The 16,441-nt window shown below is 73.5% G+C and carries 11 protein-coding genes; 4 read left to right on the forward strand and 7 right to left on the reverse strand.

Going from position 1 to position 16,441, the window contains the following annotated elements; genetic code table 11:
- Nucleotides 1-222 precede the first annotated feature (222 nt).
- The 4 genes from ACIHFD_RS57930 to ACIHFD_RS57945 all read left to right on the forward strand — a co-directional run bounded on the left by ACIHFD_RS57930 (nucleotide 223) and on the right by ACIHFD_RS57945 (nucleotide 5,064).
- A complete protein-coding gene (locus tag ACIHFD_RS57930) occupies nucleotides 223-723 on the forward strand; it encodes a MarR family winged helix-turn-helix transcriptional regulator (protein WP_397374217.1) in 501 nt (166 codons plus the stop codon).
- Nucleotides 714-1,964 carry an MFS transporter gene (locus ACIHFD_RS57935; protein ID WP_397374218.1) on the forward strand — a complete coding sequence of 417 codons (1,251 nt, stop codon included), beginning with the start codon at nucleotides 714-716 and terminating at the stop codon, nucleotides 1,962-1,964. The genes ACIHFD_RS57930 and ACIHFD_RS57935 overlap by 10 nt, the downstream gene beginning before the upstream one ends.
- A gap of 134 nt (nucleotides 1,965-2,098) precedes the next feature.
- Nucleotides 2,099-3,595 carry a serine/threonine-protein kinase gene (locus ACIHFD_RS57940; RefSeq protein WP_397374219.1) on the forward strand — a complete coding sequence of 499 codons (1,497 nt, stop codon included), beginning with the start codon at nucleotides 2,099-2,101 and terminating at the stop codon, nucleotides 3,593-3,595.
- The gene (locus ACIHFD_RS57945; protein WP_397374220.1) at nucleotides 3,595-5,064 is read left to right on the forward strand and encodes a protein kinase; all 1,470 of its coding nucleotides are present in this window, start codon (nucleotides 3,595-3,597) and stop codon (nucleotides 5,062-5,064) included. The genes ACIHFD_RS57940 and ACIHFD_RS57945 overlap by 1 nt, the downstream gene beginning before the upstream one ends.
- Here the strand turns inward: ACIHFD_RS57945 and ACIHFD_RS57950 are convergent.
- The 7 genes from ACIHFD_RS57950 to ACIHFD_RS57980 all read right to left on the reverse strand — a co-directional run bounded on the left by ACIHFD_RS57950 (nucleotide 5,061) and on the right by ACIHFD_RS57980 (nucleotide 16,351).
- Nucleotides 5,061-6,929: an ABC transporter ATP-binding protein gene (locus ACIHFD_RS57950; protein WP_397374221.1), complete on the reverse strand. Its 1,869-nt coding sequence runs from the start codon at nucleotides 6,927-6,929 to the stop codon at nucleotides 5,061-5,063. The genes ACIHFD_RS57945 and ACIHFD_RS57950 overlap by 4 nt on opposite strands.
- Nucleotides 6,922-8,745, reverse strand: a complete 1,824-nt coding sequence (locus tag ACIHFD_RS57955) for an ABC transporter ATP-binding protein (protein WP_397374222.1) — start codon at nucleotides 8,743-8,745, stop codon at nucleotides 6,922-6,924. Before ACIHFD_RS57955 ends, ACIHFD_RS57950 begins: the two co-directional genes overlap by 8 nt.
- On the reverse strand, nucleotides 8,718-9,899 hold the full coding sequence (locus tag ACIHFD_RS57960; protein ID WP_397374223.1) for a lanthionine synthetase LanC family protein: 1,182 nt from the start codon (nucleotides 9,897-9,899) through the stop codon (nucleotides 8,718-8,720). The genes ACIHFD_RS57955 and ACIHFD_RS57960 overlap by 28 nt, the downstream gene beginning before the upstream one ends.
- Nucleotides 9,900-9,982: 83 nt before the next feature.
- Nucleotides 9,983-10,129 carry a hypothetical protein gene (locus ACIHFD_RS57965; protein WP_397374224.1) on the reverse strand — a complete coding sequence of 49 codons (147 nt, stop codon included), beginning with the start codon at nucleotides 10,127-10,129 and terminating at the stop codon, nucleotides 9,983-9,985.
- 53 nt (nucleotides 10,130-10,182) lie between these two features.
- The gene (locus ACIHFD_RS57970; RefSeq protein ID WP_397374225.1) at nucleotides 10,183-12,549 is read right to left on the reverse strand and encodes a hypothetical protein; all 2,367 of its coding nucleotides are present in this window, start codon (nucleotides 12,547-12,549) and stop codon (nucleotides 10,183-10,185) included.
- 5 nt (nucleotides 12,550-12,554) lie between these two features.
- Nucleotides 12,555-13,412, reverse strand: coding sequence for a thiopeptide-type bacteriocin biosynthesis protein (locus ACIHFD_RS57975; RefSeq protein WP_397374226.1), 858 nt, complete (start codon nucleotides 13,410-13,412; stop codon nucleotides 12,555-12,557).
- Nucleotides 13,413-13,480: 68 nt separating this feature from the next.
- Nucleotides 13,481-16,351, reverse strand: coding sequence for an AAA family ATPase (locus ACIHFD_RS57980; RefSeq protein WP_397374227.1), 2,871 nt, complete (start codon nucleotides 16,349-16,351; stop codon nucleotides 13,481-13,483).
- Nucleotides 16,352-16,441 lie beyond the last annotated feature (90 nt).

Below are 16,441 nucleotides of genomic sequence, written 5' to 3' on the forward strand. Positions count from 1 at the left end.
TGGTGCTGGCCGGCACCGTCATCCTGCGGCGGAACGTGGGGCGGTATCTGTCCCGCCGACGGCGTCCGCCTCGCACCGCGCCCGTGTTCGTGCCGCCTTGCTGCACTCCGGCCACCGCTCGCCGCCTCCGGCGAGGCCGGTCGGCCAGGTGCGCGTACGAACGGGTGCGGCGCCATGCCTGACATCTAACAGTGCTTATATAAGTGCTGTTACGATTTGCTCATGGCCGACCCCCATGAGCTCGATCCCAGCCGGCAGAGCCTCTGGCGCCCGCTGCGGCTGCTCCAGGCGTCGATGGACGCCGACATCGCCCGGATCTACGCCGAGGAGCGGATCGAGGGGCTCAAGCCGAGCTACGTGATGGAGCTGCTCCGGCTGCACGCCCGCGGACCGATGACCATCACCGAGCTGGCCGAGTCGGTCAACCGGACGCATTCCGCGCTCAGCCAGAAGGTGGCCGCGATGCGCGAGGCCGGCTGGGTCGAGACCGTCGCGGGCGACGACGCGCGCAGCAAGAAGGTGACGCTCACCGACCGCGCCCGAGGCGTCATCGGCCGCCTGGCGGCGGAGTGGCGGGCCACCGAGGCCGCCCTCGCCGACCTCGAGGCCGAGCTCCCCTATCCGCTCTCCCGGGTCGTCACCGACATCGAGCAGGCCCTCGAACGCAGGAGCTTCCACGACCGGATCGCCGAGAAGCTGGCACAGGACCCCGAATGGGGCTGAGGAGCACGCTGCTCGACGTGACCCCGCTCCGGTCGTCGCCGCGGTTCCGGCGGTTATGGATCGGCCAGGCCCTGTCCGGTTTCGGCAGCCAGATGACGATCGTCGCGGTGATGTTCCAGGTCTGGGAGATGACCGGCAGCACCGCGTGGACCGGCGCCGTCGGCCTGGCGCAGGCGATCCCGCTCGTGGTGCTCGGGCTGTTCGCCGGCTCGCTCGTCGACCGGGTGGATCGCCGGAGACTCTGCCTGATCACGACCATCGGGCATGCCGTGTGCTCGCTCCTTCTCACGCTCCAGGGCTTCTTCGGGCCCCTCCCGCCCGCCGGGATCCTGGGGCTGGTGGTCGCGCATTCCTGCTTCGGCGCTGTCGGAGGCCCGGCCTCGCGTACGTTCATCGCGCACCTCCTGCCCAAGCACCAGCTGGCCGCCGGGCTGGCGCTGAGACGTATCTCCTTCCAGGGCGCCATGCTGATGGGCCCCGCGCTGGGCGGGCTGATCGTGGGCGCGCTGGGCGTCGGCGGCTGCTACCTGATCGACACGCTCACCTTCGTCGCCGCCTTCTACGGCGTGATCGGTCTGCCGCGGATGGGTCCCGAGGGCGCGCCCGCCCGCCCCGGACTGCGCGGCGTGCTGGACGGCCTGGCCTTCCTGTCCCGCACTCACGTCGTTCGCGGAGCCCTGCTCACCGACCTCGCCACCACTGTGCTGTCCATGCCGATCAGCCTGTTCCCCTTGATCAACGCGGAGCGGTTCGGCGGCGACCCGCGCACTCTCGGGTTGTTCCTCACGGCCATAGCCGTCGGTGGCGTCGTGGCCTCCGTCTTCTCCGGGACCTTCACCCGGCTGCCCCGGCCCGGCGTGGTCATGCTCGCCGGATCGGCCACGTGGGGCGGGGCGCTCGCGCTGTTCGGCGTGTCGACCGACCCGTGGGCCGGGCTGGCCTTCCTCGTCCTGGCCGGCGCCGCCGACACCGTCTCCGTGGTGTCCCGGAGCACGATCGTCCAGTTGCACACCCCGAACGAGCTGCTCGGCCGGGTCAGCGCCGCCGAACAGATCGTCGGGCAGGCCGGCCCCGACCTCGGCAACATGCGCGGAGGCCTCGTCGCGGACGCCACCTCGGGGGCGGCGGCCCTGATCAGCGGCGGCCTGCTCTGCCTCGCCGCCGTCGCCGCGGTGGGCGCGTCCACCCCGGACCTGCGCCGCTCCTCCACCGCCCCCACCCCCGCCTCGACCGGCACCTAGCCAGGATGCTGCGGGAGCGGTCGAGCGGCCGGGCGCTGCCGCCTGATCTCGCGCGGGTTTACCTGACTGGCTCACTGCGTCTGACATTTCCCGCTATGGTGCCGAAGATCCCCTACAGTCGTCACAGGAGTCCCATGTCGCGCGTCGAGCCTCTGCGGGAGGGCGATCCCACGGCCGTGGGGCCCTACCGGCTGTTCGGGCGGCTGGGTGCGGGCGGCCAAGGGGTGGTCTACCTGAGCCAGGGGCCCGACGGTCGCCCGGTCGCGATCAAAGTGCTGCGCGAAGGGCTCGCCGACGAGCGGTTCGCCAAGGAGATCGACGCGGCGCGCCGGGTGGAGCCGTTCTGCATCGCCCAGGTTCTCGACGCCTCACTGGGCCCGCGGCCGTACATCGTGACCGAGTACGTCGAAGGGCCCTCGCTCCAGCAGGCCGGTCGTCACGTCGGTGCCGACCTGCAGCGGCTCGCGGTGGCGACCGCGACCGCGCTGGCTGCCATCCACCAGGCGGGCATCGTCCACCGCGACTTCAAACCCGCCAACGTGCTGCTCGGGCAGGGCGGGCCGCGGGTGATCGACTTCGGGATCGCCCGGTCCGTCGAAGCGGGGGCGACGGCCACCAGCAGCATCGTGGGGACGCCCGCGTACATGGCGCCCGAGCAACTCGCCGGTGAGCGGATCGGGCCGGCCGTGGACGTGTTCGCGTGGGCGTCGGTGATGGTGTTCGCCGCCACGGGGACGCCTCCGTTCGGCGAGGACTCGCTGCCCGCGGTGATCAACCGCATCCTGCACAACGAGCCGCGGGTCGGCGACCTGCCGCAACCGCTGCGCACGATCCTCCTGGCGTGCCTGGCCAAGGATCCGGCCCACCGGCCGAGCATGCAGGACGTGTTGCTGTGGCTCCTGGGCGGGCAGGCCCCCGGGCCGCCGGCCGGGGCCGGCGGCGGCAGCGGTGTGTCCACGGTCCCGGGACGGCGGCGGCGCGGGAAGGGGACGGCGGTCATCGCGGTCGTCTCCGGGGTGGGGGCGCTGGCGGTCGCGGGCGCCGTCGCCTGGGCGGCCACGAACGTCCGGTTCCAGCCACAGCGGCCGAGTACGCAGGCACTGGCGTTGACCTCCGCCGGGACGCCGGCCCGGACCTCGACCCCGGCTCCCGCTTCGACTCCGACTTCGACTCCGACTTCGACCAAAGCGCGCCAGCGTCCGAAAAGGAGCAAGAGTCCGTCGGAGCCGGTGACCCCGACCGTGAAGAAGACCGTGAAGCCGACGCAGCCCGCTCCCAAGCCGACGACCGCGTCGGCGAAGCCCTCGTCGGGCGGTGGTTCCTTCCGGGTGGTGTGGATCCGGGCCATGGGCGCCAGGAAGGCCAACACCCAGGACTGCCAGATCGGCCAGACCAACACCTTCGGCCTGGTCGAGGGGACCAAGCTGGCCACCAGGTTCCACTACGAATGGATCCTGGACGGACGCGTGGTCGAGCGCTCCGAGTCCGTCATCGCCGAATCCCACACCATGCAGGTCGTCGGCCCGCTCGTGAAGTCGAACGGACCTCACAAGATCACCCTCCGCGTCACCTCGCCCGCGACGGCGTCCAGGGCTCTCTCGTTCACCATCTGCCCGGTCGGGACGGAGTGATGAACCCGCTCCTGCCCGAGGATCCCCCGGCCGTGGGCCCCTACCGGCTGCTCGGGCGGCTGGGCGTGGGCGGCCAGGGCGTGGTCTACCTCGGGCAGGGGCCCGACGGGCGGCGGGTCGCGGTGAAGGTGCTGGTGGACGGACTGGCCGACGACCATCGCTTCGCCAAGGAGATCGACGCGGCGCGCCGGGTGGAGCCGTTCTGCATCGCCCAGGTGCTCGACGCCTCGCTGGGCGGGCGGCCGTACATCGTGACCGAGTACGTCGAGGGGTCTTCGCTCCATCAGGCCGGTCGCCACTTCGGCGCCGACCTGCAGCGGCTCGCGGTGGCGACCGCGACCGCGCTGGCGGCGATCCACCGGGCCGGGGTGGTGCATCGCGACTTCAAGCCCGCGAACGTGCTGCTCGGCCGGGACGGGCCGCGGGTCATCGACTTCGGGATCGCCCGCGCGGCCGGCCATTCGCTGACCGTGACAAGCAGCATCGTCGGCACGCCCGCGTACATGGCGCCCGAGCAGCTCGCGGGCGCCCCGCTCGGTCCCGCGGTGGACGTGTTCGCGTGGGCGTCGGTGATGGTGTTCGCCGCCACCGGGACGCCTCCGTTCGGCAACGACTCGCTGCCCGCGGTGATCCGGCGCATCCTGCACGACCAGCCGTACCTGGGCGACCTGCCGGGTCCGCTGCGTCCGATCGTGCTGGCCTGCCTGGCCAAGGACCCCGCGGCCCGGCCCGCCATGCAGGACGTCCTGCTCCGGCTCATCGGCGCCCCGCCCACCGGCCCGACGGGCGAGGTCGCGAGCCGCCGGGACGGCACCGTGGCCCGCCGCCCGCGCGGAAAGGCGCTGCTGGCGGGCGCCGGGGCGCTGGCGGTGGCCGGGGCCCTGGTGGCCGGGGCGATCATGTGGATGCCCGCACCGGCGACGACGGCCGCCCCCAGCGTGGCGACGACACCCGCGCCCTCACCCTCGGCCGCGGGCCAGGGAGCCACCGGCACACCCAGCGCGTCGGCCAAGAAGCCTGCCAGGACCCCCGCCAGGACACCCAGCGCGCCGGTCAGGAAGGCGCGTCCCACCAGGACGGCCGGCTCCACCCCCACCGTCTCCCGCGCCCGGCCGACCCCCACGCCCACGAGGGCCACGAAGACCACGGCCGCGCCGGCGGGGACCGTACGCCTGGTGTCGCTGACGCTGGACGGCCTGCAGACCGAGAAGGGCTGCTGGTCGCCCAGCCTCTTCCCGGTCGCCTCGCTCAGGGGCCCGTCGGGCAGGCAGGTGGAGTACGGCTACCGCTGGGTGGTGGACGGCCAGGACGAGGGCTGGAAGACGGACTGGGTGACCGGCACGACCAAGAACCGGCGTAACCCCTTCGGAGCCTTCGAACCGGGCCGGCACACGATCGTCTTCCACCTGCTGACACCGTCGAAGGCCACCAGGAGTGTGGCGTTCACGGTGTGCGAGCGCTACTCCTAGAGTTCGGCCGCCACCGGTGGCGCGTCCTCGAAGTCCTTGTCCAGGGCGTCGGTCCACGAAGGCTTCGTCTCCTCGTACCCCTTGGCGTGCAGCCGGTAGAGCGTGGCGTACAGGCCGTCCAGGGCCATGAGCTCCGCGTGGCTGCCCAGCTCGCGGATCGTGCCGCCGTCCAGGACCACGATGAGGTCGGCGGTGCGCACGGTGGCGAACCTGTGGGAGACGAAGACCGTGATCGTGCCGTTCTCCGTCTGGTTCGCGGCGATCTGGAAGCGCCGGAAGATCTCGTACTCGCTCGCCGGGTCGAGGCTGGCGGCCGGCTCGTCGAGGACGCGGAGGATCGGCGCGTCCCGCATCATCGAACGGGTCAGCGCGACCTTCTGCCACTGCCCGCCCGACAGGTCGGTGCCGCCCGGGAAGGTGGGGCCGAGCTGGGTCCGCAGGCCATGGGGGAGCAGGCCGGGCAGGCCGGACCCGCCCGCGCGGTCGAGGGCGTCCCTGACGGCGGGCTCGTCGTCGATGCGGGGCAGGTCGCCGATGCCGGCCGACTCCTGCAGCAGGAACTCCAGGCGGCAGAAGTCCTGGAAGCAGGCCGTCACCCGGTCGCGCCAGGCCTGGACGTCGTAGCCGGCCAGGTCGCTCCCGCCGTACGTGATCCGGCCCGCGGTGGGGTCGTACAGCCGGCACAGCAGCTTGACCAGCGTCGTCTTGCCGGCGCCGTTCTCGCCGACGACTGCCACGGTGCGGCCGGCGGGAAGCCGCAGCGACACGTCCCGCAACACCGGCCGGGCGGCGTCCGGATAGCTGAAGGAGACGTTCTCCAGGACGAGGTCGGAGCCGGCGGAGGGCGCGGGGGCGCCCGCCTCCCGCGGCCGGATGCGGGCCCTGGCATGGTCGTCCAGCCACAGGTAGTAGCCCATGGCGCGCAGCGTCTTCTGCATCCAGGTGAGCATCTGGATCAACCCGGAGACGCTGCCGGTCAGCTGGCCGCCCAGCGCGATGGTGAGGACGACGTCACCGGGGCTCGCCTGACCCCGCACCGCCGCCGTGACGACGAGGTAGAGCGCGCCGGCGAAGCCCGCGCCGAAGATCAGCCAGCCGACGGAGGTCCACATGGTTGTACGGGCCTCCGCCTGCCGCCGGGGCCTGTCGACCTGCTCCCACAGGGCGCGGTGGCGGCCCGCGATCTCCTCCTGCAGGCCGAAGACCCGCAGCTCCTTGGCCGCGCTCGGGGAGCAGGCGGTCGTGAACAGCCCCTGCCGCAGCCGCGCCGGCGCCACGGTCGTCTCCTCCGCCCTGGCGGTGGCCTGCTCGCCGCGCCGTACGGCGAGCACCGTGGGCAGGGCCAGGAGCAGCAGGAGGAGGAACTCCGGGCGTACGCTCATCAGCAGCGCGACGGTGGAGCCGAAGGCGACGATCGCCCGCAGGTTCTCCACCAGGGCCCCGAAGGCCGAGCCGAGCGAGGTGCGGTGGCTGCGGAGCAGTTCGAGCTGGTCCTGATAGGGCGGGTACTCGTGGTGGTCCAGGTGCGGCAGCCCGCTGGTCATCGCCATGATGCGCTGGTCGAGCAGGAGCCCGACCCGCTGCTGCAGCCGGATGCGCAGGTCCGCGGCGACCGTGCCCGCGACCTGGCCGGCGACGAGCGCGCCCGCCAGGATGAGGGCGGCGGTCAGCATGCCGGGCAGGTCCGCCTCGACCGCGGAGTTCACCATGCGCTGCAGGCCGACCGCCGTCACGGCGGCGACGGCGCCGACCACGGGCGCGAGCCCGAGGACGAGGGCGGCCCGGGGAGCGTCGGCCTTGAAGGCGGCCCCGATCAGCAGGGCCATGGCCCGGACGGCGACGCGCGGGGAGGTTCGGTCAGACATGGCGGGCCTCCCTGAACGGCGCGCTCTGCAGGGTGAACAGGTGGGCGTACCGCCCGTCGAGCGCCATCAGCTCCTCGTGCGAGCCGTACTCGATGACCTCGCCGCCGTCGATCACGCAGATCCGGTCCGCCAGCCGTACCGTGGCGAACCGGTGGGACACCAGGATCGTGGTGAGCCCGCGGGTGATCTCCAGGAAGTGCTGGTAGATCTCGGCCTCGGCGCGCACGTCGAGGTTGGCGGTCGGCTCGTCGAGGACGAGCACGCGGGCGCCGTGCTCGACCGCGAACAGCGCGCGGGCCAGCGCGACGCGCTGCCACTGGCCGCCGGACAGGTCGGTGCCGCCCTCGAACCTGCGGCTGAGCGGGGTGTCCCACCCCGCCGGGAGCCTGGGCAGGAAGTCGTTGAGGCCGGAGAGCTTGGCGGCACGGTCGAACGCGCCGTTGGAGCGGTCGGCGTCGAGCCGTCCGAATCCGACGTTGTCCCGCAAGGACAGCTCGTAGCGGACGAAGTCCTGGAAAACGATCGCCAGCTGGCGGCGCCAGGCGAGCGGGTCGAGGGTACGCAGGTCCACGCCGTCGACCGTGATCCGGCCGGAGACGGGGTCGTAGAGCCGGGCCAGCAACTTGATCAGCGTGCTCTTGCCCGCGCCGTTCATCCCGACGATCGCCAGTGACGAACCTGCCGGGATGCTCAGGTCCAGGCCCTTCAGGACCGGACGGTCGGGGTAGCCGAACCGTACGTCCTCGAACCGGATCTCCTGCGCGGGCCACCGCTCGTCCGGCGCGACGGTGTCCGGCCGGCTGAGCTCGGCCTCCACCCCGAGCCGGCCGACCGCCAGGGCGTGCGGCACGGTGGCGCTCGCCTGGGCCAGGATCCACTGGATGTCCCCGATCCAGCCCAGCGCGGCCATGGCCGCGATGGCCTGCAGGGCGACGGTGATCGACTCCACGTCGAGCCGCCCGCCCGCCACGGCGAAGGCCAGGTACGCGAACACGGCGGCATGGGACAGCGCCAGCACGACCGGGCCCACCGTCCTGCTGAGCAGCCGGTCCGACCCGGCCAGCGTGTCCATGCCGGCCAGCCAGGCCCGGGTGAAGCGGTCGTGCAGCCAGTCCTGGAAGCCGAAGACCCTGACCTCCTTGGCCGCGGCGTCGCCGATCGCGAGATCCCGGGCGTAGGCGGCCTGCCGGAGCGCGGGCATCGACTCTTCCTCGGCGTCCACGGCCTTCCTGACCTCGCGCAGCCGCCATCGGGACAGCGTGATCCAGGCGGCGGCCAGCGGCAGCGGCAGCCACCATTCGACGGTGGCGAGCAGGATCGCCGCGGCGAGCCCGCCCAACCGGCTGGTCGCGAGCCTCGTGAGAGACGTCACGGCGTCGCCGGGCGGATAGCCCGTCGCCAGTCCCTGCGCGAGCTGGATGCGGTCGGCGATCGCGGGATCGCTGAGATGACCGATGCCGACCGGCCGGAGCGCTCCTTCGAGGGTCGTCTGGCCGAGAGCCGCGTTGAGCCGCCGCGCCAGCTCGGCGGAGATCATCCCCAGGACGGGCGTGAGGGCCAGCCGCGCCACGAAGACGGCGATGAAGACGGCCAGATCCAGCGCGAGGCCCGCGTCCCCGGCCGCACGGCTTGCCACGTCTCCGACGACGGCGGCGCCGGCCAGCATGAATCCGCTGCTCAGCAGGGCCTGCAGGAGCACGACGGCGGTCAGGGCAGCGGTCAGCGGGAGCGACACGCGCGGCAGGAGGCGGACCACCTCCAGCACGCCGCTCGCGCCGCGACCGCGGGTCACCTCAGTCCCAGTGCGGCCAGCCATCGCCGGTCACCTCCGCTCCTCGTCAGCAGCGCGGACAGCATCCCGGGTGCGCCCATCAGTAATGACCACCCGGTCTCCGCGAGCGCGGCGGGATCGTCGAGGCGGCCCATGAGGTGGTCCGTCAGGTGATCCGCGAGTTTCGCCGCCTCCGGCAGCCCGGCGCATCGGGCGAAGGAGTCGAACACGAGCATCAGTCCGGCGGCCCCGTGGCAGATGCCCAGGTCGTCCAGATAAAGGTCATCGTCGTACGCCGCCAGGAACGATCGCGCCGACTCGAGGGCGAAGGCGGCCAGGTCGCCGTCGCCGAGCACGCGTGCGGCTTCCCACAGTGTCCAGGCGTTGCCGGGACAGCCGTAGCACCACGCCTGCCGCCGCCCGTCTCCCTTAGGCGCGCGATGGCCGTCCAGCCGGGTGGTCCCGAACGGCCAGGTGATCACTCCTCTGTCGTCGACGTAGGATTCGGCCACCAGCCGGCCCGCGAGCCGGCGCAGCAGGTCGTTCAGCTCCTCGCTCAGCCCGTCGGCGTCGGCGGCGGCGCGCAGGGCGGTCACGATGCCGGGCAGCCCGTGGGCCAGGCCCAGATTGATGCGGTCGACGTTCCAGCCGCGCAGCTTCTCGCCCTGGTACTGGCCCACCCGCAACCTGGACAGTGCCTCGTCCTCGCAGAGCAGCGCCAGCCGGGCGATCAGCGGTGCCCGGCCTGCGGCGTCGATGCCGGGATCGATGGCGAACGCCACGAGGACACCCGCCGGGCCCACGATGAGGTCGTAGTCCTCCCATCCGACGTTCGCGGTCCGCCAGCGCGGGGCGGCCACGTACTCGATGAGCCTGGCCCGCTGTTTCGCCAGCGGCTCGTTCAGCCGCGGCCACGCCGTGGCGGCGATCCGCAGGCCGAACATCCTGGACGACGCGCCGCCGCCGAAAAGGCCCGGGTGGTAGTGAGGGCTGCGGAAGTCGCGCAGCCACGTGACCACGGCGCGGGAGGCGGCTGACTCGTCCGGCGGACAAGTCTGACCCGCGGCCAGCGCGGCGAGGATGGCCGGTCCGGAGTCCGGCCTGTTCTGCGCCGGCTCGGCCGGCACGGCGTATTCCCGAAGGAGTGTCTCGGCGACCGCCTGCACGGCGGCTCGTTCGAGCACGTGGGTCGATGTCACGACGATGCCCTTTCAGCGGATGCCGGCTCACATGTGGATCGCCAAGGACGCCGCCTGTTCGCGGCGCCCCTGGCGATCGCGGTTCAGCAGGTCCCGGTGCACATTCCGCTGCACGGGTCGGTGAACGCGGGGTCCGAAATGCTGTGGACCTCGAGCTCGTCGACCAGTTCCTCGACGTCGTCCTGGGGCTCGGGGGTGTCCTGGGGCTCGGGGGTGGTGTTCTCGGACATGGCTGGCCACCTTTCTGTCTTGTCTTGACGGGGTGTTTCGGGCATCCGGCCGGTCACGTCGTTCCGGCCGAAATCTGGGCCGCGGCGACCGCCAGCGCTGTGGGCGGCACCGCGTGGGGCAATCGAACGGCGACCTCGGCGGCCACCCGCTCGGTACCGTGGTCCAACGCGCTCAGGTCGTCGGCCGCGGGCAACATCTCCGTGACGGTGAGCTCGTCCCCGGCCGCGAGTTCCTTCAGGGCCTGCTCGAACACCCGGACCGCGCGCACGCTTTCCAGGTCGCAGGCCAGCGGGCGGTATCCGGACGGGCCGGCGACGAACACCCACCGGGGCAGCCCGAGCCGGTCCCGCAGCCTGCTGAGCGCCCGGAGCCCGGCCAGGTCTCCGCCGGCGAGGTCCAGCCGATCGGCGGCGATCCGCCACTGCGCGGCGGAGACCACCAGCGATCCCGCCACGGTGATCCGGGGGACGAAGGAGCGTCCGGGAAACGCGGTGAGCGAGCAGCGCAACCGGCGGTACCGGGGGGCATGCTGCTGGGAGTCGGCGCACAGGATCCGGGTCAGCACGCTCCACGGCGTCAGGGGGCTGCGCGTCGCATGGGTGCAGATCCGTACGGGTCTCCCGGCGTGGGAGATCACGACCCGATCCGCTTCACGATGCGCGGTGAGCTCTCCCAGCGGCAGGTACCGCGCCGCCCCGGTACGCCACGTCGTGCCGTAATGGCCGGGGTCGGGGTCGCCGGTCCAGAGGGAGGTGTACCTCGGCCTGCGGATCGCGTTGGCGGCCTGCGGTACCAGTGGCGGAATCAGCAGCTCCACTGACGGTACGCCACTGATTCGGTCGAGCTCGGCGAGGAACGCCCGGTAGGCGTCGGCAGCCGGCACCGTCCCGTGCAGCCGCCGCAGCGTCTCGACGAAGCGCGCGTCGAGGACCGCGGCCGGGCCGGCGTTGTCCAGCACCCACCCGCCGCCGGGGAGCGGGCGGACCACGCAGTCGACCGGCCAGGTGATCGGGGCGTCCGGTGCCCCGACGGCGTCGAGCATCGCCGGGGTGATGTCGATGACGGGTGCCGCGTCCGGCGACGCGGCCATCAGGTCCAGGAGCCGCGCGTAGCCGGAGCCGGGGCGGTGTGCCGGTGGCCAGGAGTTCTGCGGGAGAGCCCGGTGGTTCAGCTCTCCCTCCTCGGTCCGGGCCGCCAGCTCCTCGGCGAACACGTCCATGACGGGGCGCGGTCGCGGGCCGATCCGTTCCCGGAGCCTGCTCTCCGGCTTGGGCTCGTCCTCGCCGATCAGCAGGCCGAGCCTGCGGTACTGCTCGAAGGCCCGCTGCAGGGTCGCCAGGTCGGCGGTGAAGGCGCCGTCGGCGCGCCGGTACACGTCGACGAACCCGGCACCGGCGTCGGAGGCGGTCGAGCCGGAGGTCTTCTCCCATCGGCCGCGCCGCTGCCTCAGCGGCGCCGAGACCTCCAGCACGCCGAGCCGGACGAGCTTGCCGACGAGACCCGGGGGCGAGCCGGGCTCCAGCGCGGACACCGGCCGGACGCCGGATCGCAGGGCCTCGACGATGCGGTCGAGCGCGGGGCTCCGCCGCAGCCGGTAGGCGAGCAGGTCGGGCGTGGCGGAGGCCTGATCGACCGTCCAGACCGCGAGGCGGTCGCCCTCCACCCGGTGCAGGGGCGTCATCGACAGCCGGTGATCCCGGCGCAGCCGGTCCGCGGCCGATCGTGCCAGCTCCAGCCTCCTGGCGTGCACGTTCTCCGTCCAGTCGACGGCGACCTGGCCGTTCACCGAGAGGCCGGGCGACTGTTCCGCCACGGGCACCAGTGACACCTGGCCCAGCCAGGTCCGCGGCGTGGTCTTGACCGCGCCGCGGGCGATCATCCGCCAGAGGTAGTCGCTGCGCCTGCGCAGCTTCTTGGAGGTCCACGGCTCGCCTTGGGCCAGCCGCCGCTCGATGTCCGCGAGCACGTCGGAGGTCAGGCAGGCCCGGCCGCCGGGCACGGAGCCGAGCAGGTTCCACGGTGCCGCCAGCAGGCGGTCGTGCTCCTTCTCGACCTGGGCCCCGGCCTGCTCCTCCAGCCGCAGCAGCTCGGCGGACAGCGAGGCCACGCGGTCCAGGTGGGCGGTCAGGCCCGGGGCGGTCACGATCTCGCGCAGGCGGCGGGCCTGGTCGCCGGTGAGGGCCTGGCCCTGGTGCAGGCGGCGCCGTACGGCGAGGACCGCCCGCCGGGCCGCGGCCGGCAGCTCCGGCCTCGGCACCACCTCGTCCCCGAGCCGTCCGGCGAGGTCGGACGCCTCCCGGAGGTAGTCGTCATGGACGTGGTTCAGCGCGCGTACGCACGCGAACAGGTCGGGGGAGGAGGCCGCCAGCCAGAGCCGGATGGGCAGCCCCGCGACGCGGAGCACGGCCGATTCGCTCATCGTGGTCACCGCGCGTCACCCTCTTCACGGGCCAGCAGCGCCTCGGCGATCAGGGCCTGCCGCACCGACGGCAGGTTCGCCCGGTTCCAGTGGAAGATGACCAGGTACGACGCCACCGCGCGCGGTCCCATGGCGGCCGATCCGCTCTCGAAGTAGTCGCGGAACCAGCGCTCGCCCTCCTGCCGGACGACCTGCCGGTGGTCCTCGGCGAGGTCCGCCGCCTCGGGGGACAGCTTGGCGGCCAGCGCGTCGGGCGACGGCCAGACCTCCCGCAGCGCCGCGGCCAGCCGCGCGAACCGCGGATCCGCGACGGCGGTCGCGGCGAGGGGACGGTGCCGTCGTACCCGCTCCCAGACCCCGAGATCCTCCCAGCCCACGATCTGCAGCGCGCCGAACAGCGACCGGAGCAGCAGCAGCGACATCGCCCACGAGGGCCCGGGGTTGTGACCGGCCAGGCGGAGCCGGTGGTAGTCGAGCCAGGCCAGCGAGTCGGCGGTGAAGACCCGATGGACGCTGCGCATCGACTCCGGCCCGCCGAACAGGTACGTCTCCGGCTCGTACACGCCGGGACGCCAGTCGCCGAGCACGCCGTCCCTCCGCCAGGCGGTCAGCCGGTCGCGCACCAGCGGGTCGAGCTCGGGCGACGCCGGCCGGAAACGGATGCGCAGGCCGGGGGGCTTGTGCATGAAGAAGAAGTCGTGGGCCAGCCCGTCGCGGACGGCCTGCCGGGCGGTCCCGGCCAGCTCCGCGTAGAGGTCGCCGGACCGCTCCCGAATCGGCGTGAGACCGAACTGGAGCCAGCGCTCCGCCGTGTCCTCCAGGACCGTCCCCGGCAGGACCTCGGATTCCGCCGACCGCTTCATTCGCCCACCTCCTCGGTGCCGTCTCTACGATCGTCAGGGAGGGGCTTCAGAGTCGGTTCATAGTCGGCTCATACGAGCGCGTCGATCGTGCGCAGGGCTCTGACGTCGCGTTTCACCTCGGCGCCCGCCCTTGCGAGGCCGGCCACCCGTTCGACGAGCCCGCGGTCCCGGCAGCCGGCCGCCAGCCGCAGCGACACGAGCAGCGGCGTGATCCGGGCGCCTGCGCCGCGCACCCCGTCGAGGCGGGCGCCGGCGCGGGCCACGTGCTCGGCCGCGGCGTCCGGGCGGCCCTCGCGGAGCGCGGCGGCCGCGGCGGCCTGCTCGATCAGGACCTCGACGTCCCAGCTGCCGGCGCTCTGCGTACCGGGCGGACCCGCGTCGGGCGGACCCGCGTCGGGCGGGTCGTACCCGCCGAACGTCGCGTGCCAGAGCCTGGCCGACTGCGCGCCCGCGCTGAACCCGATCGCGTCGAACCGCCGGATGGCGCGCTCCAGGGCCTGCCCGGCGCCGCCGTGGTCGCCGTGCCGTTCCGCGAGGGTCGCGCGGAACATGTCGAGCCCGGCCAGGCCGGGCTGGTGCCCGATCCCGGCCAGGATGGACCGGCCCTCGTCGAGCAGGTTCGTGGCGGCGGCCGAGTCGCACGTCATGTCCGCGAGCAGGGCCGCCGGGCAGCCGACGGCCGCGCGTACCGTATGGGCGTCCTTGAGCTCGGCGTGCAGCTGCGCGCAGATCGCCGTGGCCGCCGGGGCGGGGGTGTCGCCGTAGGCGAGGCAGAGCGCCAGGTTCCCGTGGATCTCGGTGGCGCCGAAGCACCAGCGGGCCCGCCGCGCGTGGCCGAACGCCTCGTGCAGCACGCCTTCGGCCGTCACGTAGTCGCCGTCCTCCATGTGCCCGATGCCTTCGAGCAGCAGCACCCTGGCGTACGCCGCCGGGTCGTCGGCCCGGTACGCCAGCTCGCGCGCCTGGCCGATCAGGGACCGGTGCCATCGCCCGGTCATCGTGGAGCGGGCCACCGCCTCGTTGAGGGTGAGCTGCACCGCGGCCGCCAGATTGTCGTCGGTGTCCCAGCGCTTCCTGGCCTCCGCGATCCGGGCCAGGGTCTCGTCCGCCCGCCCGGCGGCGGCCGTGGCGTACGTCTCGACGGCCGCGATCTCCAGTTCGAGGCCGGGCAGGCCGGAGTCGAGCCGGGAGACCTGGCTCGCGGTCTGCAGCGCCATCGACAGGTCGCCGCGCGAGACCGCGAACTGGGCGGCGGAGCACAGAGCACGCGCCGCGCGGGCGGCGGCGTGCCGCTCCTCCGGCCCGCCCGGGCGCAGTTCGAGCCAGGCGGCGTGCGCGCGCCCGGCGTGCAGGGCGCACAGCTCGATCTCCGACGGATGGCGGTCGACGCGGGCCTCGGCCAGGTCCGCGACCTGGGCGTGCACGTGGGCGCGGTCGGCGAGCGGCAACCGGCCGTACGCGACCTCGGCGACGACCGGCGACTCGACCTCCAGCTCGCCGGCCGGGCTCGCCCGGGTGACCAGCAGCCCGTCGCCGAGCAGCTGGGCGAGCGTCTCGTCGAAGGTCTGGTCGAGCGGCGGGTCCAGGGCCGCGGCGACCTGCTCCAGATCCCCGGCGACGCAGCCGCCGCCGAGCGCGCCGGCGATGGCGAGCAGCCGCTGGGCGTCCACGCCCAGCTGGTCGAGGCGGGCGCCCACCGCCGCCTCCGCGCTCGGCGCGATGAGATCGGTCCGGCCCTCGGCGTCCACCTGCAGGTGGACGAGCTGTTCGAGGTAGAGCGGGTTGCCGGCGCTGCGCCGGGCGAGGTCGTCGCTCAGCGGGAGCGGCCCGAGCCGGGCGGCGACGGTCTCCGCCAGCTCCTGGGCGTCCGCCGGGCCGAGGGGCGGGACGCGCAGCGTGGTCACCGGCCCCCGGGTCAGCGGCGGCTCGTCCACCCGGCCGCTGAGCATCAGCACGGCCCGGACGTCCAGGTCCGGATCGTCCAGGCCCTCCGCGAACTCCCGCACCGCCGGGGACATCCATTGGCAGTCGTCGAGGACGAGGACGACCGGACGCCGCTCCGCCGCCTCCCGCAGCAGCTCCCGCAGCGTCCAGAAGATCTCCTCCTTGCCCTGGGGCCCCTGCCCCCTCGGCACGTCTCCCCCCAGGGCCTCGGCCAGCTGGTAGAGGGGCCAGTAGCCCAGCCGCCGGCCGTCGCGCCGGCAGCGCAGGGTCAGGAACCGCGCGTCCGGCGCCATCCGCCGCGCCGCCTCGGCCACCAGCCGGGACTTCCCGACGCCCGGCTCGCCAGACAGCACCACGGCGGGGACGCCCGGCCGGCCCAGACCGTCCCGCAGCGCGGCGACGAGCTCGTCCAGCTCGGAACGGCGGTCCACCATCGGCGTGCGCGCCTCGTCGGCGCGTCCTTCCGGGGTGTCGGCGATCTGCCAGGCCCGCAGCGGCCGGCTGAAGCCCTTGGCCGCGATCGGCTCGATGGACCGGGTGGGTACGGCTCCCCGTACGAGCAGCCAGGTCCGCACGTCCATGACGATGCCGTCGGCCGGCGCGGCGGCCTGGAGCCGGGCGGCGCGGTTCATGACCTCGCCGATCGCGAACGAGGAGTCCCGCTCGGAGAGGGCGACCTGTCCCGAGGCGATCCCGAAGCGGACCGAGAAGTCCACCCCTCGCGTACGGCGCAGGTCGGCGGCCTGGCGCGCGATCCTCTCCAGGGAGACCCGGGCACACTCCACCGCGCGGACCGCGTCGTCCTCGTGGGTGGCCTCCACCCCGAAGACCGCGACCACGGCGTCCCCGATGAACTTCTCCACCCGGCCGCCCTGCTCGGTCGCCGCCCGGCTCACGTCGGCGAAGTACGTGGCCAGCGTGCCCTGCCAGACCTCGGGACTGAGGCCGCGCGCGAGCTCTGTCGAGCCGGCCACGTCGCCGAAGAGCACGGTCACGAACCGCAGGGTGGTACGGGGGGCGGACGCGGGGGACAGGGCACTGCCGCACGACATGCAGAAGCGGGCGGCGGCGGGGTTCTCACCGCC

This window comes from Nonomuraea sp. NPDC051941 (assembly GCF_044593615.1).